This is a genomic window from Vogesella mureinivorans, from assembly GCF_007644035.1.
GTDB lineage: Bacteria > Pseudomonadota > Gammaproteobacteria > Burkholderiales > Chromobacteriaceae > Vogesella > Vogesella mureinivorans.
Genome location: NZ_VMTV02000162.1, coordinates 1 through 19,092 on the forward strand (window position 1 = coordinate 1; position 19,092 = coordinate 19,092).

A 19,092-nucleotide genomic window follows, 5' to 3' on the forward strand; every position below is an offset into this window, starting at 1 on the left:
CTTCCGACACCACCAGCTTCCGCATTCCGGCCAACACTTCGCAGGTTCTGTCGGTGGTTGGCGACAAGGTAAGCGTCACCCTGTCGTTGAAGCGCACGAATGGCAGCAGTGCCGAAGTTGTCTACGTCTGCGCTGGCGCGGGTTTCTAATCATGGGTGCCATGCTTAATGGGCAGCCGCGGCGCACGGTGCGCTCGCGGCGCAGTAGCTCGATCATCGCCCAAGCCATCGCTGTGCTGGCCAAGTACGGCGGTTCGTGGTGGCAGTCTGGCCCAGAGTATTCATTCACTGGTAGCGATGGCACTGGCGCTGCCGGTGACGGCTCGGACGTTGGCTACGGTGTTGACCGGTGTGCGACGCTCGGGCCGGAGCGTATAGCAGACGTTGAGCTTTCGACTGGCAATAATCCTGTCGAGTGGACTACGAGCGGCACGAACGCATCGAATACCGTGGCGTTTTCTCCGGGCTTTGTTACCTTCAATACTTCGGACACCACCAATATTTCTATGAACAAGGCGAATGCCTTAGTTATTGGTGCTGCGTATGAGGCGGAGATTGTCGTAACAGATCAGTCTGGCGGCATTGTTCCGGGCATATTTACCGGCAGTGCAGATATCACGTTTGGTTCTGGCGTAGGTACTAAGCGCGTGGTTTTCGTCGCAAACAACACGACGTTGGTGATAAAGCGTATTGGTGGCGGTGTTGGCTCATTTACTATCGACCGCGTGTCGGTGAAGGAAATCATTGGCCGCCCGCTCACGCAAGCAACCACCGGCTTCAAGCCTAAGCTGAAACGGGTTCCGAAGCGGCTGGGGGCGGAGTTGGTGACGAACGGGGATTTTGCTAGCGCAACCGGCTGGAGTGCTGGCACCAACTGGGCGATAAGCGGCGGAGTGGCAACGCACGGAGCGTCTGGCGTCAACACTCTTACTCAGACGATAGGAACTACAGCAGGAAAGACTTACGCTGTTGCTTGGCAAATATCAGCAGTTACATCCGTAGGTGGTGGCCTATCGGCTCGTATTGGCACTGGTGGCGCCGGTTCGGTGCTGGGCGGCGTCTACAGTGCAGTAGGCTCTTACGTTGATCTACTAACCCCAACAGTAGACCAGACGGGGTTTCAGTTAATTACCCGTGGTGCTGTTGGCGACTGGGTTGGCTCAGTAGATAACATCAGCGTCCGCGAGGTGCTGGAATGGACGTGGGCTTGGGTGTTTGATGGGGTGGATGACCTGCTGGCTACGGCGTCGCAGCCGGCAATCACTGGCGAGACATTTGGCATCGCTCTACAGCATATCGACGTAAACCCGTTTGAAAACTTGTTTGCCAAGCGTGTTGCGTCGCCGGCTGCGGGTTGGCTGCTTTTTGCTGACAAGGCGCAATCCCGCGAAACGTTGTCTATCCAAGGTTTTACTGGCGCAACGGTGGCAAGCACCACGTCGGCAACGGTAATTTCCGCACGCGCTGCGCCTACGGCGTTGGCGTTCCGCAAAAACGGCAGCCAAGTAGTGGCTCCAGTTGGCACGTACACGCCAGCATCTGCGCCAGTGCAGATCGGCGGATTTGCAGGCAACTACTCTCGCCCAAGCGTGATGGCGGCTTTCTACGCCCCTGCGGCAATCCCTGACGCCGAGCTACTTATCATCGAACGCGCCATGGCTCAACTTGCCGGAGTGACCATCTTATGAGCGACTACCGCGTGACCGTGACCGTGCCGGTTGATCACCGCGACACCGCCAGCGCCATAGGCAGGGCCATGGATATCGACGTTGGCGGGGCCGATAGCTTCATCGAAGCCGACGGCGTGCTGGCAGCCAGGACGTGGGCGAGTGCAGAATTCGCCACAATGTTCGAATACCTGATTGCACGACCCGAGGCGCTGTATATGGCAGTGGCCACAGACTACGGGGCACGCTGGCCGGAGCTGGTACCGCCAGACCTGAAGGCCATCGAGACGTTTTGCCATGCGGCCAGCATGACAATAGACCCGCCGCTAGCGTAGCACCGCGAAAACCTGCCACCACCCCCGATACATTCACCGTGTCGGGGGTTTTTCATTGGGCCCCTGCATGTGGAGCTGATGACGATGTTTCGTGAGTTCAAACCGTGCGGGGTATGCGGCCAACGTTACCCAGGTACGCACAGCAAACACTGGAACTGCCAGGGAAGGAAAGATGATGAAGCTGGAATTGATCGAGAACGCGGGCGCGGCATGGCGCTTTTGGAGTGTTCGCCTGTCGGCGGGCATTGTGGCAGTCGCTGCAGCAGAGCCGTACCTTCCGACGCTGAAGGCAGTACTGCCCCCGGCGTGGTACGGCTATGCTGCCGGCGCTGTGATGGTGGCGCGGCTGTTTAAGCAGCGCTGAGTGAATGTGCCGGTTTTGTACCGACACAGAGAAAAGGGGTCATGTGGCAATTGTGTGCCGCACTGTGTAATAGCTAGCATCACTGTGACGCAGTGTGCCGCAACTTGCGGGTAGGCAAAAGGCGCAAGTCTTTGAATTTAAACGTTTCTACAGATAAAACGCGGACTCGAAATCAGGCGTACGTGCGAGCGTACCGAGGGTTCGAATCCCTCCCTCTCCGCCAGTACACACAGCTAAGTCCTTGAGAAATCAAGGGCTTTTTTGTTTTTGCATTACTGGCACGCACCGGCATTCATACCTGATGCCGTTCTACAAAACTGACAAACGCTCTGCTTTGTTGCGCCAGCCAGCCGATAACCGGCACGCCACCAAACGCATACCAGGCCACCCTGCTGCAGGCCATGTGCGGCATGCCACGCCTGGCGCGTACACCGATGCGGCAGAACGGCCAACCTTATCCCTCACGACATGTGCTTGTGCCGGATGAACACTAGCCGCTTGACGGTTTCGAACCACAGCAGATTCGCCACCGCCACCGCCACACCAAATAGCAGCCACATGGCAGAGGGTGCAACAAACCCGAATAGCTGGCGAATGGCCGGAATATAGAGTGTAGCGGCGAGCAAAAGGCCGGTGGCCAGGCTGATCCAGGCCAGATAGCGATACGCGGTACCAGCTGCCTGCTTGCCGGCGCGCCCCCACGAGCGGTTGGCCTGTATCAAGCCCAGGTTGGACAGGATCAGCACGAAAAAGGTGAGCGCTCTGGCGATGTCGTCCGACGCTGTTTCGCTCTTTGTGTACGCATACACCGCTAGCAGCACCAGCAGCAGGCCTGTGCCCTGCCACAGGCCAAGCGCCAGCACTTTGCTGTCAAACAGGCGGGACGCCGGGCTGCGTGGCGGTTTTTGCATGGCGTCGGCTTCTGATGGCTGCGCCTCGAACACCATGGAGCACGCCGGGTCGATGATGAGCTGTAAAAACAGTACGTGCACCGGCATCAGCAGCATGGGCCAGCCCAGTAATACCGGCACGATGGATAGACCGACAATGGGCACGTGCACTGCCACCACAAACACGACGGCTTTGCGCAAATTGGCAAACACCCTGCGCCCGTAACGGACTGCGGTCACCAGCGAGGCAAAGTCATCTTTCAACAGCACCACATCTGCCGCCTCCCGCGCGACATCGGTACCATGGGCGCCCATGGCCACACCGATGTGGGCGGCTTTTAACGCTGGCGCATCATTCACGCCATCCCCCGTCATGGCTACCACCGCCCCACTGTCTCGAAATGCCTGAACCAGGCGTAGCTTCTGCGCGGGCAGAATGCGGCAAAACACCGTGATATTGCTGATCTGCTGGGCCAGCTCTGCCGCACTGTATGCGGCCAAGGCCTGGCCGGTCATGACGCCGCCACTGACGGGCAGCCCTGCCTGGCGGGCGATGGCCAGCGCGGTTACCGGGTGATCGCCCGTAATCATCACCACCTTGATACCCGCCGCATGGCATTCGGCGATTGCTGCGGGCACCTCTGGCCGTAAGGGGTCTTCCAGGGCGAGCAAACCCGAGAACGCGAAGGCAAAGTCGTGCTGCTTGCCTGGCAAGGTTTCTGCAGCAAATGTTGCCTGGGCCACACCCAGCACCCGCAGCCCGTCTGCCGCCCACAGTTCTACCTGTTTCACGATCTGGCTACGCGTAGCAGGGTCCAGGTGGCACAGGTCGATGATGGCCTCTGGCGAGCCTTTGGCCGCAATAATGCGCTCGTGGCAGTCTGGCGACTGCCACACCCGCGACATGGCCAGCATGGCCGGTGACAAGGCGTAGTCGTCCACCAGGGTCCAATCCGCATGCAGGTGCGCTGTGTGGGCCAGCAGGCGCTGCCCCGCGTCGGCAATCGCCGTGTCCATCGGGTCCAGTGCCTGCCGGTGGCTGGCCAATACCGCAAACTCCAGCACTTCATGCAAGGCCTCTGGCAGCGGCAAGCCCGGCAAGGTGTCGTACCCGGCGGTGCCGGACCACAAGCGCCGCACCGCCATCTGGTTGCTGGTCAGCGTGCCGGTTTTATCCACGCACAAGACCGTGGTGGCCCCTAGCAGCTCGATGGTGGGCACATTTCTGGTTAATACTTTTTCACGGGCCAGCTGCCAGGCGCCCAGCCCCATGAACACCGTAAGGATAACGGTGAGCTCTTCCGGCAGAATGGCCATCGCCAAAGTCAGGCCGGCAAGCAAGCCATGCAGCCAGTCGCCCAGCAGCAAACCATAAGCCACGGCAAGACAAGCCGCTAGCACCAAACCCAGCACGGCTACCCGCTGGACAATCCGACGGGTTTCTCTTTGTATCGGCGTCGTTTCCTCGCCCAGCCCGCGCAGTGATACGCCAATCCGCCCCAGCTGGCTTTGCTCCCCGGTCGCCACCACGTGGCCGCGCGCGGTTCCCCGGGTAACGAGCGTGCCGGAAAAAACCTGCGCAAGGTGCAACGCTGCCGGGTCCTGGGCGCCCTCTGCGGCCACGGTACTGACCGATTTGTCTATCGGCACAGACTCGCCGGTAAGCAGCGACTCATCCACCTGCAGGTTCGTGGCCTCGGTCAGGACAAGATCTGCCGGAACGCGCACGCCTTCGGCCAGGAGCACCGTGTCACCGCACACCAGCTCCCGCGCAGGCACGCGAGACAGCCGGCCACCACGCATGACCAGGGCTTGCGGGCTGGACAGGTCTCGCAGTGCATCCAGCGAGCGTTCGGTGCGCTGCTGCTGAAAATAGGTCATCACCATGACGACCAGCACAAAACCCAGCAGCATCAGTGCCTCGCGCTTGTCCCCCAGCAGCATATAGATGCCACCGCATGCCAGCAGCAGCAGAAACATGGGGTCTGCCACGATGGCACGCAGCAGGCGTAAGCGGCTACGCGGGCGCGACACGGGCAATTCGTTTGGGCCGTCTTTGGCAAGACGCTGCCGTGCTTCCATGTCGCTTAGGCCATCAGGCATAGGTTTGCTCCCCGCTTTACGTCGGTACTTGTTGGCCGCTACCCGGAAAATCGCAAGAAACACGGCTGGTCGCCCTGCATCCGGCAGCACGCCTGCGCACGATGACACCAGCCAGACAGCGCAAGGCATAGCAGTCGGGTGCACCCCGTGCGAAGGCGCTCGCGGCGATGGCTCATCATAAAAACACCTGCCGGCAGCATCTGTACGCTAGCGCACAGCCTGGCATGCGCCGACAAGGGGCCGCTGTGTTCAGGCAGCGCCAGCACTGTGCGGCCAACCCCAAGCCCATCAGCGGCAACGCAGTTTGGCGGCCAACGACAAACATCTTGTTTAATGGATTTGTATTCCCGTATATTGGAATGATGAATCTGGATACCCTGCTGGCCCAACGCATCCGCTCGCTACGCAAGCAGCGCGCTTACGCGCTGGACACCCTTGCCGAGCTCAGCGGCGTGAGCCGTTCAATGATTTCGCTGATCGAGCGCGCCGAAACCAGCGCCACGGCCATGGTGCTGAACAAGCTGGCCGACGCGCTGGGCGTGAGCCTGGCCTCGCTGTTTGCAGAAGAAACCGCAGAGCAAGCCGCCTCGCCGCTAGCCCGCCATGGCACCCAGCCGGTGTGGCAAGACCCCGGCAGCGGCTACCTGCGCCGCCAGCTGTCACCACCCGGCTTTGCCACCCCCATCGAGCTGGCCGAGGTCACGTTCCTGCCCGGCCAAAGCGTTACCTTTGATAACGCCCTGCGCAGCATCGTTACCTACCAGCAGATCTGGCTGTTATCCGGCGAAATGCACATTACGGCAGCGGGCCAGTGCTGGCAGCTACAGGCTGGCGACTGCCTGGCGATCACGCTGGGCCCGCAGATCGTATTCCATAACCCCGCGGCCAACCCGGCACGCTATCTGGTTGCGCTGTGCGCGCAACCTTCCGCCATAGGGAAACCATCATGAGTGAGAACAAGCTGGTTCACTGCACTGCCGAGCGCCACGCCGCCGCCATTCTGGACATCTTCAACGAAGCCATCCTGAACTCCACCGCACTGTACGACTACACCCCGCGCCCACCCGAAAGCATGGTGAGCTGGTTTGATACCAAGCAAAAAGGCGGCTTCCCGGTGATTGGCGTGGAAGACAGCCAGGGCACCCTGCTGGCGTTTGGCAGCTACGGTACCTTCCGCGCCTGGCCGGCGTTCAAGTACTCGGTGGAGCATTCCATTTATGTACACAAGGATCACCGCGGCCAGGGCCTGGGCCGCACCGTGATGCAGGCGCTGATTGCCGCCGCACGGCAAAACAATGTGCACGCCATGATCGGCGGCATCGACGCCAGCAACAGCGGCAGCATTGCCCTGCATGAACAGCTGGGCTTCAAGCATGTGGCTACCCTGCCGGAGGTAGGCTTCAAGTTTGGCCGCTGGCTGGATTTATCCTTCTACCAGCTGCTGCTGGACACCCCGCACGCGCCGGTGGATGGCTAGGCCGCTACGGCCAGCGCTGCGGCCATAAGGCGCCGCCTTGTGTGCCAGCCACATGCTGGCTGGCCATAAAAGAAAACCCGCCATGGGGTAGCGGGTGTGGCACAGACTGCCGAGTGATGGAGACAACACGAGGAGGATCCTCGCTTTCAGCCTAGACGCCACATTGCTGCATTGCAACAAATATATCGCCGGCAGGCCCCACCGGCGAAACTTAGCGCCGCCTTGTTACTCCATATCCCTTTGCCTTGCCGCCGCCACACACGATGAAACCTGTATTGCCTTTGTTATTGGCGCTATGCGTCACGGCCTGTACACAAACCCGCGCACCGGACGCGCTGCCCCCGCTGGGGCAAGCTGACTTTGCCAGCTATCAGGCGCAAACCCGGCAATGGCTGCAGCAGCACCGCCAGTTCGTCACCGCCACCCCGCAGGACGAGCTGGCCTATAACAGCCCGCAGCAGTGGCGGCCAGCCGGCGCGCCACGCGGTGCCATCCTACTGGTACACGGGCTGGGCGATTCACCGTATTCGTTTACCGACCTGGGGCCAGGGTTGGCCGCAGCCGGCTACCTGGTACGCAGCGTGCTGTTGCCGGGGCATGGCAGCAAACCGGCCGACCTGATGGCGGCACGCTACGAAGACTGGCAGGCGCTGGTAGCGCAGCAAACGGCGCTGCTACGGCGCGAAGGCGTACCGGTTTACCTGGGCGGCTTTTCCACGGGCGCCAACCTGGTGATGCTGCAGGCACAGGCCGACCGCAATATTGCCGGTGTACTGCTGTTTTCGCCGGCGTTCAAATCCGATAGCAGCATAGACTGGCTGGCGCCGTGGGTGGCACCGCTCAAGCCATGGCTGCGCCAGCCGGACGAGGGCACACAGCAGACACCGGTGCGTTACCTGAACGTGCCCACCCACGGCTTTGGCCTGTTTTACCGCAGCAGCAGCGCCGTGCTGTCTGCGCTCGCCGCCAAGCCGTACGACAAACCGGCCTTCATGGTGCTGGCCGAGCACGATTCGGTCGTGGATGTCGGGCAGGCGCGCACGCTGTTCCAGCAGCGCTTTACCCATCCCGCCAGCCGCCTGGTGTGGTACGGCCGCCAGGCACCGGCCAGTAGCGATACGCGCCAGCTGTGGCAAAGCGACTACCTGCCGCAACAGCGCATCAGCCAGTTTTCGCACATGAGCGTGCTGTTTTCGCCGGCCAACCCGCTGTACGGGCAAGACGGCAGCCTGCGCATGTGCCGTAACGGCCAGGAAGATGCCGAAGTTACCGCCTGCCAGCGCGGCGCCACGGTGTGGTATAGCGACTGGGGCTACCGCGAACCCGGCAAGGTGCACGCCCGCCTTACCTTCAACCCGTATTTTGACTGGCAGCTGGGCGTGGCCCGTAGCGTGCTGCAGGCCGCCCAGCCTCCCACTCAAACCACCCTGGCCGCTTCGTCCAGCAGCCACTGATACAGCTGGCGCACCATCGGTGCCCGCGTGTCGCCCTCTGCACGGGCTATCCACCATTGCTGCCCAGGCTGCGCCGGGTAGCCCGCCACCGCCTGCAGCCTGCCGGCAGCCATGGCGTCGGCCACTTGCCAGCGCGACAGCCACGCCACGCCCAGGCTGCGCTCGGCTGCTTCTTGCAGCAGGCGGGCATCGTCCACAATCAGGCGGCGGCGAAAGCCCGCCAGCGCGGCGGGTAGCGCCTCGTGCCCGCTGCCTATCGTCAGCGCACGCTCCAGGCACAGCAGGCCGGCATGGGCCGCGTGTTCGGCCAGCGGCAGCGGTGCCAGCCGCTGCGCCAGTGCCGGGCTGGCCACCAGTAGCTGCTCATCCTGCAGCCACGGCTGCTCCAGCACACCCGGCTGCTGCAGTGGCCGCGCCACGATATTGATATCCACATCCAGCTCGTCTACATAGCGTGCGCTTTCGTCAGTAGACAGCAGCGGGCATAAGCCGGGCAGCGCCTGCTGCAATGCGGCCAACCTGGGCAGCAGCCAGCCCTGCTGCAATGGCGCCGGGCACACCAGCACCACCAGCCCCGGGTCCAGATACGTGGCAATACGCCCCAGCCCGCTTTTTAGCGCGTCCAGCGACAGCTGCACGCTGCGCAGCAGTACCTCGCCCGCCACGGTCAGCTCTACCCCGCGCCCTACCCGGCTAAACAGCGGCTGGCCAAGCTGTTCTTCCAGCTGCTGTATCTGGTGGCTAATGGCGGACTGCGACAGGTACAGCTCTTCGGCCGCACGGGAAAAGCTGCCCAGCCTGGCGGCGGCCTCGAAGCCGCTAAGCAGGCGTAACGACGGAATACGTGGCTTGTTCATATGAGAAAACCTGGTCAATACCCGCAATAAACATCAATTTTTCTAAAGTCATGCTAGCGCCACAATACGCCCATCACAACAGGAGGCAAACCAGATGGGACGTTTTGATGCACGCATACAGGGCTACCGCATGCCCGCCGAATGGGAAACCCAGCACACCACCTGGCTGGGCTGGCCGATGCTGGCCGACCGCGAAGAACTGTGGGGTGAACACTACGCCCAGGTGGTGGCCGAGTTTGCGCTGACCGCCCGCACCATTGCCCGCTACCAGCGCTGCGTGGTGACCGCGCATCACAGCCTGGCGGCGCAGGCGCGCGAGCTGTGCGGCCCCACGGTAACGGTGCTGCCGGTGGCGGCTGAGGACAACTGGGTGCGCGACTGCGGCCCCATCTTCTTGCAAGGCCAGGGCGGGCAGTTGGCCGCAGCGGCGTTCCGCTTTAACGCCTGGGGCAATAAATACCAGCCCTACGATGGCTGCCAGCAGCTAGCCCAAGACATCGCCCGCCACGCCGGCGCCACACTGTTCAACAGCGATATGGTGCTGGAAGGCGGCTCGTTCTACGTGGATGGCCAGGGCACGCTGCTCACCACCGAAAGCTGCCTGCTGCACCCCAACCGCAACCCCGGTATGCGCCGCGCCGAGATCGAAGAAGAGCTGGGCCGCATGCTGGGCATCCGCAAGGTGATCTGGCTACCGGGCAACCCGCTGGAGGTAGAAACCAACGGCCATGTGGACGGCATCGCCTCGTTCATCGCGCCAGGCCAGGTGCTGTGCCAGGGCGCCACGCCAGACCAGGGCGACTACTACTACGTGCTGCGCGAAAACCGCCGCGCACTGGCGCTGGCCACCGACGCCCGCGGCCGCGCGTTCAGCTTTCTGGAGCTGCCCTCGCCGCAGGTCACCCAGCGCTACGACAGCGAACGCTACTGCGACTGCTACGCCAACTACATCCTGCTCAACGGCGCGGTGATCAGCACCGCCTTTGGCGTGGCCGAAGACGCCGCCGCGCGCGAGGTGTTTGCCCAGGCCTTCCCGGGGCGCGAGGTCGTGCTGCTGCCGGTGACCGCCATCTCCATCGGCGGCGGCAGCCTGCACTGCTCCACCCAGCAACAGCCAGCCGTCTGAGCCTGGCAGCACACAACACACCAAGGAGAACCCCCATGAGCCGAACCCTTACCGTCGCCGCCGTACAAATGGCCTCCGGCAGCTGGCAGACAGAACACAATATGGACCGTGCCGAACGGCTGATCCGCCAGGCTGCCGCCGCCGGCGCACAGCTGGTGCTGTGCCCCGAGCTATTCATGCTGCCCTACTTCTGCATCGACCAGCACGTAGACCACCTGCAGCTGGCGCAGCCGTTTGCAGGCCACCCCGGCATCGCCCGCTTTGCCCGCCTGGCCGGCGAGCTGGGCGTGGTCATCCCCATCGGCTTTTTCGAGCGCGCCGGTAATGCCGCCTACAACAGCATTGCCGTGGCCGATAGCGATGGCCGCGTGCTGGGCGTATACCGCAAGACGCACATTCCGGACGGGCCGGGCTACACCGAAAAGTTCTACTTCACCCCCGGTGATACCGGCTTCAAGGTATGGGACACCCGCGTGGGCAAAATCGGCATCGGCATCTGCTGGGACCAGTGGTACCCGGAAACCGCGCGCAGCCTGGCGCTGATGGGCGCCGAGGTACTGTGCTTCCCCACCATTATCGGTAGCGAGCCGTTCAGTGCAGATTACGACTCATCCGGCCACTGGCAGCGCACCATGCAGGGCCACGCTGCGGCCAACATGCTGCCGGTAGTGGCCGCCAACCGCATCGGCAGCGAAACCGGCATCGGCAACGGCAACCCGCACCAGCAGGGCCTGAGCGCCACCTTTTACGGCAGCAGCTTTATTGCCGACCACACCGGCCACAAGGTGCAAGAGGCTGGCCGCAGCGAGGAAGCCATCCTGCTGCACACCTTCGACCTGGACGCCATCCGCGACGAGCGCCAGAGCTGGGGCTTCTTCCGCGACCGCCGCCCCGAGATGTACCGCACGCTGCTGACTAGCGACGGTGCAGCATCCTGCTACCAAGGAGCCCCCGCATGAGCCCGCGCCACAGCCTGTTAGCCGCCGCACTGGCGCTGGCCTGCACCGCAGGCCACGCCGCCGAAGAGAAAATCCTCTACCTGTTCAACTGGGCCGACTACTTTGCCCCCGACACACTCAGCCAGTTTGAAAAGGAAACCGGCATCAAGGTACGACTGGACGTGTACGACAGCGATGAAACGCTGCAAGCCAAGCTGCTCACCGGCGACAGCGGCTACGACGTGGTATGGCCCAGCAACGACTTCATGGCCAAGCAGATCCAGGCCGGCGTATACCGCCCGCTGGACAAAAGCAAGCTGCCCAACCTGAAGCACCTGGACCCGCGGCTGATGAATATCATCGCCCAGTCCGACCCCGGCCACCGCTACGGCGTGCCCTATATGTGGGGCACCATCGGCGTGGGCTACGACCGGGTAAAGGTAGAAAAACTGCTGGGCAAGGTACCCGCCAACAGCATGGACCTGCTGTTCGACCCCGCCACCAGCGCCAAGTTGGCCGCAGGCGGCTGCCGCCTGGGCGTGCAGGACTCGGCCAGCGCCATGCTGCCGCTGGCGCTGCGCTACATCGGCCGCGACCCGGTCAACCCCGCCAAAGCCGACTTTGACGCTGCGCTGGCCATGCTGAAAAAAGTGCGCCAACACATCAGCCTGTTTGTGGCCTCGCCCAACGCCAACGAGCTGATCAGCGGCGAGCTGTGCGTGTTTGCCGGCTACTCCGGCGCCATCAACCTGGCGGCAGAAAAAGTACGCGAACAAGGCGGCAAGCGCAGCATTGTGTACGACATCCCCAGCATGGGCAGCCTGATGTGGTTCGACGGCATGCTCATCCCCAAAACCGCGCGCCACCCCGACAACGCCCACGCCTTCATCAACTACATCCTGCGCCCGGACGTGGTGGCCAAGATCAGCAACGCCACCCGCTACGCCAACGCCAACCTGGGCGCACTCAAGCTGATGGACCGCACGCTGGTAAGCAACCCCAGCGTGTATCTGAATGACGAGCGCAAGAAAACGCTATTCCTGCAAAAAGTGCAAAGCAGCGACACCACGCGGCTGGAAGGCCGCACCTGGATGAGCTTCAAAAAGGGCTGACCGCCACCTAAAGGACACACCATGAACCGACGACACTTTCTGGGCTACAGCAGCGCCAGCCTGCTCGCCAGCGCACTGGGCAGCCACGCGCTGCTGGCCAGCGCCCCCGCCCATGCGGCCAACCCCACCCGCTGGCGCATGCCGGACGAAGGCGAACCGCACGCCGCCACCTGGCTGGCCTTTGCTGCCAGCCAGGCCATCTGGGGGCGCAAGCTGCTGGCCGGCGCCCGCGACAGCCAGGCGCGCATTGCCCAGGCGATTGCCGGCTACGAAACCGTAAACATGCTGGTGCGCGAACAGGACTACGACCTGGCCTACCGCCTGTGCGGTGCGGCGGCCAACCTGGTGGTGGCCCCGCTGGACGACCTGTGGCTGCGCGACAGCGGCCCGGTGTTTGTAGAAGACGCACAAGGCCAGCGCGCCGCTATCGACTTCAACTTTAACGGCTGGGGCAAAAAGCAAACCCACGCCAACGATGCCAAAGTCGCCGCCCGCGTGGCCGCACACAGCCGCACCCCGCTGCTGCATACCAAGCTGGTACTGGAAGGCGGCGGCATAGAAGTAGACGGCGAAGGCACCGCCATCATTACCGAAAGCTGCGTACTGAACCGTAACCGCAACCCCGGTGTGAGCAAAGCGGCTTGCGAAACCGAGCTCAAACGCCTACTGGGCTTGCAAAAGATCATCTGGCTGCCTGGCATTGCCGGACGGGATATTACCGACGGCCACACCGACTTTTACGCCCGCTTTGCCGGCCCCGGCGTGGTAGTGGTACACAGCGATACCGACCCGGCCTCGTACGACTACGCCGTCACCCGCCGCCACCTCGACATCCTGAAAACCGCCACCGACGCCCGTGGCCGCAAGCTGCAGCTGATCGTGATCCCCGGTGCGCGCAGCACACGGCCGCGCTACCGCAATGCCGACTTTGCCGCTGGCTACATCAATTTTTATGTGTGCAACCACGCCGTGATCGCGCCGCAGTTTGGCGACGTGCGCGCCGACAGCTACTGCCGCGACGCGCTGCAGGATGCCTTCCCCAGCCGCGACGTGGTGCAGCTGGATATCGACGCCATTGCCGCCGGTGGCGGGGGCATACACTGTATTACGCAACAGCAGCCCGCCTGAGTCATTCCATCCGAATTGGTTAAATCGTTGCTGCCACCTATGGTAAGAACACCCCTGCGGCCAACCTTGGCCCCTGCTAGAAAGGCACACCATGTTTACACGCAGACACTTTATCGCCTCCTCCGGCCTGGCCTTGCTCGGTAGCAGCCTGGCGCTGCCCACCCATGCCGCCGCCAGCAGCTGGCACATGCCGGATGAGGGCGAGCGCCACACCGCCACCTGGATGGCCTTTGGCCCCGGCACCGAGGTGTGGGGGGAAGACCTGCAGCGCGGCGCGCAAGAAGCCCTGGGCCGCATCGCCCGCGCCATCGTGGCCTATGAGCCGGTCAACATGCTGGTACGCAAAGAAGACCATGACACCGCCAGCCGCCTGTGCGGCAACAAGGTAAAACTGATCGTGCAGGACATAGACGACCTGTGGATGCGCGACACCGGCCCGGTGTTTGTGAAGAACAGCAGCGGCCAACTGGCTGGCGTGGACTTCAACTTCAACGGCTGGGGCGACAAGCAGCAGCACGACGCTGACGCCGCCGTGGCCGGTTTTGTGTGCGAGCACAGCGGGGTAAGCCGGCTGGAAACCAAGCTGGTGCTAGAAGGCGGCGGTATCGAGGTAGATGGCCAGGGCACTGCCATCATCACCGAAAGCTGCGTGCTGAACCCCAACCGCAACCCGGGCGTAAGCAAAGCCGCCTGCGAAGCCGAGCTGAAACGCCTGCTGGGCCTGCAGAAAATCATCTGGCTACCCGGTATTGCCGGGCGCGACATTACCGATGGCCATACCGACTTTTACGCCCGCTTTACCCAGCCGGGCGTAGTGGTAGCCGCACTGGATACCGACCCGCAATCCTACGACCACCCAGTGACCAAGCGCCATCTGGACATCCTGAAAAGCGCCACCGACGCCCGCGGGCGCAAGCTGAAAGTGGTGGTGCTGAACGCACCTACCGATATCCGCCCGCGCTACCGCAATGACGACTTTGCCGCCGGCTACATCAATTTTTACGTGTGCAACGGCGCGGTAATCGCCCCGCAGTTTGGCGACACACGCGCCGACCGCAACTGCCACGCCATCCTGCGCGAGCAGTTCCCCGGCCGCGACATTGTCCAGCTGGATATCGACGCCATCGCAGCGGGTGGCGGCGGCATACACTGCACCACACAACAGCAGCCAGCCTGAGCCCCTGCGGCCAACCTTCCCCCACCCCGCCCGGCCCGCCAGCCGGGCTTTTACGGAGTACGCCATGAGCCAACCCGACCCCGACATGAACCACGACATGAAGGACTTCCGCCAGCCCATGGTGACCTCGCTGGGCATTATCCTGGGCTTCATGCTGAATTTTCTCGGCCAGTGGGCCATCCAGGACGACGGCGAGATAGCGGTCACCACCAAGGCCGACTTTGTGGTGGCGCTGGGCCTGATTGGCGCCATCGCGCTAATGCTGTGGGTGCTGTTCCGCCTGCTGAACAACCGCTACCCGCTGCAACAGGCCGGCCACTACTACCACACCACCTTCCGCGCCTACATGCTGGCCATCCTGCTGGCCTTTGGCGCGGTGGCGGCGGCGTTGTTCGTGTAGCGGCTAGCCGGCTGCCAGCCGGTAGCCCACGCCGGTTTCGGTCAGCAGGTAGCGCGGCTGGGCCGGGTCTTGCTCCAGCTTTTGCCGCAGGTGGGCCATGTAGATGCGCAGGTAGTGGTTGTGCTCGATGTGCGCCGGGCCCCACACCTCTTTCAGCAGCTGGCGGTGGGTCAGCACCTTGCCGCGCTGTGCAATCAGCGCCACCAGCAGGCGGTATTCCAGCTGCGTCAGGTGCAGCGGCTCGCCGCCGCGGCTAACGCTGCGCAGGCCCAGGTCTACCACTACGTCGCCCAGTGTGACTTTGTCGCTTTCGCTGGCGGCGCTGCTGCCACGGCGGCGCAGCTGGGCGCGCACGCGGGCTTGCAGCTCGCCGGTGCCAAACGGTTTGGTGAGGTAGTCGTCGGCGCCGGCGTCCAGCGCGGCGATCTTGTCGCCCTCGTCTACCCGTGCCGACAGCACGATCACCGGGACGCTGCTCCAGCTGCGCAGGTCCAGCAGCAGCGCCACGCCGTCGCCGTCGGGCAGGCCCAGGTCCAGCACCACTAGGTCGGGCTTGCGGGTACCGGCCTCGATCAGGCCGCGCGCCACGCTATCCGCCTCGTACACGCGGTGGCCGTCTTCTTCCAGCGCCGCTTTCACAAAGCGGCGGATCACCGCCTCGTCTTCAATGACCAGAATGCTGGGGGCGTTGTTCACTGCAGGTTCTCCGGGTCGAAATCCAGCGCCGGCTGGGGCGCCAGCGGCAGGCTAAGGGTAAAGCAGGCACCACCGGCCGGCAGGTTGGCCGCAGCGATGCGCCCGCCATGCACGTCGGCAATGGTGCGACAGATGGCCAGCCCCAGGCCCACGCCGCTAATGGCCGACTCGCGCTCGCCACGGGTAAAGGCGGTAAACAGCGTGTCGGGGTCGCCCGGCGGCAGGCCGCGCCCCTGGTCGGCCACGCTCAGCACAATGTGCTGCGCGCTGGCCGTAGCCGTGAGGGTGATGGTGCTGCCGGCGGGGCTGTATTTGAGCGCATTTTCCAGCAGGTTGACCAGCAGCCTTTCCAGCAGGATGGGGTCGGCGTACAGCATGGGGCAGCTCAGTGGCGCGTCTACCTGCAGGCGGTGGCTGGCCGTGGCGCTGCCCAGCGCGGCGATGGCGCTGCCGAACAGCTCTTGCGGCGGCAGCCAGTCGCGGCGCAGCGTCACGCCGCCGGCCTGCAACCTGGCCATTTCCAGCAGGTTGGTCACCAGGCGCGAGATACGCTGGCTTTGCGCCTGCAATGTGGCCGCCTGCGCGGCGTGCGGTGATGCCTCGCGGGCAAGCTGGCGCTGCAGGGTTTCGGCCTGGCCTGTAAGCGCGGTGAGAGGCGTGCGCAGGTCGTGCGACAGCGCAGCCAGCAGCGAGTGGCGCAGCCGTTCCGATTCCATAGCCACCAGCGTTTGCTGCGCCACGGCAATGTAATGCAGCCGTTCCAGCGTTTGCGCCGCCAGCGCCGCTACCGCCTCGGCCAGGCGGCGGTTGTCCGGCTCGCCCAGCATGGCAGGCTCGGCCACCCGCAGCACCAGCACGCCACGGGTGCGCATCGGCGCTTTTAGCGGCAGGTACAGGCACGGCGCCTGCGGCAGGGTGTGGGTGGCGATGCCGGCTGGCGCAGCGTGGTCGTAACACCAGCGCACGATGGCGGCGTCTTCGCCCAGCGCGTCACCGGCCTGCGGCTGCAGCACGCCGTCTTCGTCGTCCGGCGGCAGCCACAGCCGCACATTGGCGCCCAGGCTGGCGTGCAAAAAGCGCTGGCTGATCTCGCCCACCTGCTCCGGCAGCAGGGCCACGCCCAGCTCGCGTGCCATCTCGTACAGGGTGCGGGTGTGCGCCTCGCGCTGGCGTGCTTGCGCGGCGGTGTGGCGCTGGCTGGCCACCAGCTGGCCGGCCACCAGACCCACGATCAGCATCACCGCAAAAGTAATCAGGTACTGCACGTCGGACACCGCAAACGAGAAATGCGGCTGCACGAAGAAAAAGTCGAACAGCGCCACCGACAGCACCGCGCTGAGCGCCGCCGGGCCGCGCCCGTAGCGCACCGCCACCCACAGCACGCCCAGCAGGTAGAACATCACCAGGTTGGTGGGCTCCAGCACGCCGTGCAGCGGGCTGGCCAGCACGGTGATGGCCACGCACAGCAGGCTGGCGGCCAGCCAGCCCTGGCGTGATAGCTGCCATTGCGGCCACTGCAGCCAGCGTTGCGCGCCGGCAGCCGGCGCCTGGCCGGACAGCAGCAGCAGGTCGAGGTCGCCCGCGTGCTGCTGCAGTGCGCGCTGCAGGCGCGGCCGTGCCTGCGGCGCAGCCATGGCCAGCAGCGACAGGTTGTGGCGGCGGGCGTAGTCCACCAGCAGGCGGGGGGTGGACTGGCCGCTGAGCACCAGCGTGGTGGCGCCCTGCTCGGCCGCCTGCTGCAACGCAGCCAGCGCGGCAGCGCGCTGGGCGCCGCTGGTGTGGCCATCGTCTACCCATACCGCGTGCCAGGCAGCGCCCAGCTGCCGTGCCAGCCGCTGGCACTGGCGCACGCTGTCGGCACCAAAGCGGCCATCCACCAACAGTAGCAGGCCGTGGCGCGTGGCCCATACCGGCGCCGCCTGCTGCGTGGCGCGCTGCGCTTTCATCTGGCCGTCTACCCGGTCGGCCATGCGCCGCAGCGCCAGCTCGCGCAGGGCGATGAGGTTGCCTTTGCGAAAGAAGTTGGCCGCAGCGCGCTCGGCCACCTCGGGCAGGTAGACCTTGCCTGCGGCCAACCTTTGCAGCAGGTCGTCCGGCGGCAGGTCTACCAGCCGTACTTCGTCGGCCTGGTCAAACACGTGGTCGGGCACGGTTTCGGCCACCTCCACGCCGGTTACGCGGCTGACGATGTCGCGCAGGCTGTACAGGTGCTGCACGTTCATGGCGCTGTACACGTCGATGCCGCTGGCCAGCAGCTCTTCCACGTCTTGCCAGCGTTTGGGGTGGCGGCTGCCGGCGGCGTTGCTGTGCGGCAGCTCGTCTACCACCACCAGCGCCGGGCGGCGCGCCAGGATGGCGTCGATGTCCAGCGCGGCCACGGTCTTGCTGCGGTGGTCCAGCTGGCGGCGCGGCAGCAGCGCCAGGCCGTGCAGCATGGCTTCGGTATCGGCGCGGCCGTGGGTATCCACCCAGCCCACCAGCACGTCCAGGCCCTGGGCGCGTTTTTCCTGTGCCTCGGCCAGCATGGCGTAGGTTTTGCCCACGCCGGGGGCGGCGCCGAAAAACAGCTTCAGCCGGCCACGCGGGCGCGGCAGGCTGGCCAGCAGGGCGTCGGGGTCGGGGCGGCGGTCTGGGTCGGTCATGGTTGGGGTGTGTCTTGATCAGTTACGGGAAACAGCCACAGGGTTGGCCGCATGCGGCCAACCCTGCAACGTCAAACGGCACGCCGATGGTATCAGCTGCGTGCCAGCGCCAGGTTCAGCTGCAGCACATTCACCCGTGCGGTGGCGTCGCTGCCGAACCACGCCTGCTCGGCCTGCTGGCGTACCCGCTGTGCCAGTTTAGCGGCGTCCAGCTGGCGGGCAGCGGCCACGCGCGGCACCTGGTACAGCGCGGCGGCCAGGCTGATGTGCGGGTCCAGGCCGCTGGCAGATGCGGTGACCAGGTCAGCCGGTACCGGCCCCGCGGGCAGCGGGCCGGCGGCTTTCAGCGCGGCGATGCGCTCGGCCACGGCCTTGGCCAGCGCCGGGTTGGCCGGGCCCAGGTTGCTGCCGCCGGAGCCGGCACCGTTATACGGGGTGCTAGCGGTGGCGGACGGGCGGCCCCAGAACTCGCCCGGTTTGCTGAAGGCCTGGCCCACCAGCGCCAAGCCCACGGTGCGGCCTTGCTGTTGCAGCAGCGAGCCCTGCGCCTGCGCCGGGAACAGCCACTGCGCCAGGCCGGTTACCGCCAGCGGGTAGCCCAGGCCCAGCAGCAGGGTGAGACCCAGCAGCAGGCGGGTGGCGGGCCACCACAGTGCGCTGGCCGCGGGTGTGGCCGTTGGGGTAGCGGTGCCGGAAAGTGCGTGTTGCATGATGCTTCCTTTCAAGG

At 64.5% G+C, this 19,092-nt stretch carries 17 protein-coding genes; 12 read left to right on the forward strand and 5 right to left on the reverse strand.

Annotated elements, in window-relative coordinates:
- Positions 1-151 precede the first annotated feature (151 nt).
- The 3 genes from FLQ44_RS05075 (at position 152) to FLQ44_RS05085 (ending at position 2,365) form a co-directional block, all read left to right on the forward strand.
- Positions 152-1,687: a hypothetical protein gene (locus FLQ44_RS05075; protein ID WP_147693361.1), complete on the forward strand. Its 1,536-nt coding sequence runs from the start codon at positions 152-154 to the stop codon at positions 1,685-1,687.
- Positions 1,684-2,001 (forward strand): hypothetical protein, encoded by a 318-nt coding sequence (locus tag FLQ44_RS05080; RefSeq protein ID WP_147693362.1) that lies wholly within the window; start codon positions 1,684-1,686, stop codon positions 1,999-2,001. Before FLQ44_RS05075 ends, FLQ44_RS05080 begins: the two co-directional genes overlap by 4 nt.
- Before the next feature lie 172 nt (positions 2,002-2,173).
- Entirely contained in the window at positions 2,174-2,365 is a 192-nt protein-coding gene (locus FLQ44_RS05085) for a DUF7940 domain-containing protein (RefSeq protein WP_147693363.1), read from the forward strand.
- A gap of 461 nt (positions 2,366-2,826) precedes the next feature.
- Here the strand turns inward: FLQ44_RS05085 and FLQ44_RS05090 are convergent, their stop codons facing one another.
- A complete protein-coding gene (locus FLQ44_RS05090; RefSeq protein ID WP_147693364.1) occupies positions 2,827-5,358 on the reverse strand; it encodes a cation-translocating P-type ATPase in 2,532 nt (843 codons plus the stop codon).
- A gap of 359 nt (positions 5,359-5,717) precedes the next feature.
- Here FLQ44_RS05090 and FLQ44_RS05095 point away from each other — a divergent pair, with 359 nt between their 5' ends.
- The 3 genes from FLQ44_RS05095 to FLQ44_RS05105 all read left to right on the forward strand — a co-directional run bounded on the left by FLQ44_RS05095 (position 5,718) and on the right by FLQ44_RS05105 (position 8,289).
- On the forward strand, positions 5,718-6,308 hold the full coding sequence (locus FLQ44_RS05095; RefSeq protein ID WP_240801189.1) for a helix-turn-helix domain-containing protein: 591 nt from the start codon (positions 5,718-5,720) through the stop codon (positions 6,306-6,308).
- Complete coding sequence (locus tag FLQ44_RS05100) at positions 6,305-6,835, forward strand: GNAT family N-acetyltransferase (RefSeq protein ID WP_147693365.1); 531 nt, start codon at positions 6,305-6,307, stop codon at positions 6,833-6,835. Before FLQ44_RS05095 ends, FLQ44_RS05100 begins: the two co-directional genes overlap by 4 nt.
- A 263-nt stretch (positions 6,836-7,098) precedes the next feature.
- Complete coding sequence (locus FLQ44_RS05105) at positions 7,099-8,289, forward strand: alpha/beta hydrolase (protein WP_170252811.1); 1,191 nt, start codon at positions 7,099-7,101, stop codon at positions 8,287-8,289.
- On the opposite strand, the gene FLQ44_RS05110 is transcribed toward FLQ44_RS05105, so the two are convergent.
- Complete coding sequence (locus FLQ44_RS05110; RefSeq protein ID WP_147693366.1) at positions 8,253-9,146, reverse strand: LysR family transcriptional regulator; 894 nt, start codon at positions 9,144-9,146, stop codon at positions 8,253-8,255. The two genes, FLQ44_RS05105 and FLQ44_RS05110, sit on opposite strands and share 37 nt — an antisense overlap.
- 94 nt (positions 9,147-9,240) lie before the next feature.
- Between FLQ44_RS05110 and FLQ44_RS05115 the strand changes: the two genes are divergently transcribed.
- From FLQ44_RS05115 to FLQ44_RS05140, 6 genes are all read left to right on the forward strand, one after another.
- Positions 9,241-10,272, forward strand: a complete 1,032-nt coding sequence (locus FLQ44_RS05115; protein ID WP_147693367.1) for an agmatine deiminase family protein — start codon at positions 9,241-9,243, stop codon at positions 10,270-10,272.
- Between the two features lie 35 nt (positions 10,273-10,307).
- Entirely contained in the window at positions 10,308-11,231 is a 924-nt protein-coding gene (gene aguB, locus FLQ44_RS05120; protein ID WP_147693368.1) for an N-carbamoylputrescine amidase, read from the forward strand.
- Complete coding sequence (locus FLQ44_RS05125) at positions 11,228-12,322, forward strand: polyamine ABC transporter substrate-binding protein (protein ID WP_147693369.1); 1,095 nt, start codon at positions 11,228-11,230, stop codon at positions 12,320-12,322. Before aguB ends, FLQ44_RS05125 begins: the two co-directional genes overlap by 4 nt.
- Before the next feature lie 21 nt (positions 12,323-12,343).
- Positions 12,344-13,450, forward strand: a complete 1,107-nt coding sequence (locus FLQ44_RS05130; protein ID WP_147693370.1) for an agmatine deiminase family protein — start codon at positions 12,344-12,346, stop codon at positions 13,448-13,450.
- Between the two features lie 91 nt (positions 13,451-13,541).
- The gene (locus FLQ44_RS05135; protein ID WP_147693371.1) at positions 13,542-14,627 is read left to right on the forward strand and encodes an agmatine deiminase family protein; all 1,086 of its coding nucleotides are present in this window, start codon (positions 13,542-13,544) and stop codon (positions 14,625-14,627) included.
- Positions 14,628-14,691: 64 nt separating this feature from the next.
- Positions 14,692-15,027, forward strand: coding sequence for a hypothetical protein (locus FLQ44_RS05140; protein ID WP_147693372.1), 336 nt, complete (start codon positions 14,692-14,694; stop codon positions 15,025-15,027).
- Positions 15,028-15,030: 3 nt separating this feature from the next.
- Here FLQ44_RS05140 and kdpE read toward each other — a convergent pair whose 3' ends face one another.
- The 3 genes from kdpE to kdpC form a co-directional block, all read right to left on the reverse strand.
- Positions 15,031-15,723, reverse strand: coding sequence for a two-component system response regulator KdpE (gene kdpE, locus FLQ44_RS05145; RefSeq protein WP_147693373.1), 693 nt, complete (start codon positions 15,721-15,723; stop codon positions 15,031-15,033).
- Positions 15,720-18,365, reverse strand: a complete 2,646-nt coding sequence (locus tag FLQ44_RS05150; protein ID WP_147693374.1) for a DUF4118 domain-containing protein — start codon at positions 18,363-18,365, stop codon at positions 15,720-15,722. Before FLQ44_RS05150 ends, kdpE begins: the two co-directional genes overlap by 4 nt.
- A 92-nt stretch (positions 18,366-18,457) precedes the next feature.
- Positions 18,458-19,075, reverse strand: coding sequence for a potassium-transporting ATPase subunit KdpC (gene kdpC / locus FLQ44_RS05155; RefSeq protein ID WP_206208674.1), 618 nt, complete (start codon positions 19,073-19,075; stop codon positions 18,458-18,460).
- Between the last annotated feature and the right edge of the window lie 17 nt (positions 19,076-19,092).

Bases quoted from the DNA above. Each gene is read 5' to 3' on its own strand.
- FLQ44_RS05075 (WP_147693361.1), top strand. From the start codon at position 152: ATGGGTGCCATGCTTAATGGGCAGCCGCGGCGCACGGTGCGCTCGCGG.
- FLQ44_RS05080 (WP_147693362.1), top strand. From the start codon at position 1,684: ATGAGCGACTACCGCGTGACCGTGACCGTGCCGGTTGATCACCGCGAC.
- FLQ44_RS05085 (WP_147693363.1), top strand. From the start codon at position 2,174: ATGATGAAGCTGGAATTGATCGAGAACGCGGGCGCGGCATGGCGCTTT.
- FLQ44_RS05090 (WP_147693364.1), bottom strand. From the start codon at position 5,358: ATGCCTGATGGCCTAAGCGACATGGAAGCACGGCAGCGTCTTGCCAAA.
- FLQ44_RS05095 (WP_240801189.1), top strand. From the start codon at position 5,718: ATGATGAATCTGGATACCCTGCTGGCCCAACGCATCCGCTCGCTACGC.
- FLQ44_RS05100 (WP_147693365.1), top strand. From the start codon at position 6,305: ATGAGTGAGAACAAGCTGGTTCACTGCACTGCCGAGCGCCACGCCGCC.
- FLQ44_RS05105 (WP_170252811.1), top strand. From the start codon at position 7,099: ATGAAACCTGTATTGCCTTTGTTATTGGCGCTATGCGTCACGGCCTGT.
- FLQ44_RS05110 (WP_147693366.1), bottom strand. From the start codon at position 9,146: ATGAACAAGCCACGTATTCCGTCGTTACGCCTGCTTAGCGGCTTCGAG.
- FLQ44_RS05115 (WP_147693367.1), top strand. From the start codon at position 9,241: ATGGGACGTTTTGATGCACGCATACAGGGCTACCGCATGCCCGCCGAA.
- aguB (WP_147693368.1), top strand. From the start codon at position 10,308: ATGAGCCGAACCCTTACCGTCGCCGCCGTACAAATGGCCTCCGGCAGC.
- FLQ44_RS05125 (WP_147693369.1), top strand. From the start codon at position 11,228: ATGAGCCCGCGCCACAGCCTGTTAGCCGCCGCACTGGCGCTGGCCTGC.
- FLQ44_RS05130 (WP_147693370.1), top strand. From the start codon at position 12,344: ATGAACCGACGACACTTTCTGGGCTACAGCAGCGCCAGCCTGCTCGCC.
- FLQ44_RS05135 (WP_147693371.1), top strand. From the start codon at position 13,542: ATGTTTACACGCAGACACTTTATCGCCTCCTCCGGCCTGGCCTTGCTC.
- FLQ44_RS05140 (WP_147693372.1), top strand. From the start codon at position 14,692: ATGAGCCAACCCGACCCCGACATGAACCACGACATGAAGGACTTCCGC.
- FLQ44_RS05150 (WP_147693374.1), bottom strand. From the start codon at position 18,365: ATGACCGACCCAGACCGCCGCCCCGACCCCGACGCCCTGCTGGCCAGC.
- kdpC (WP_206208674.1), bottom strand. From the start codon at position 19,075: ATGCAACACGCACTTTCCGGCACCGCTACCCCAACGGCCACACCCGCG.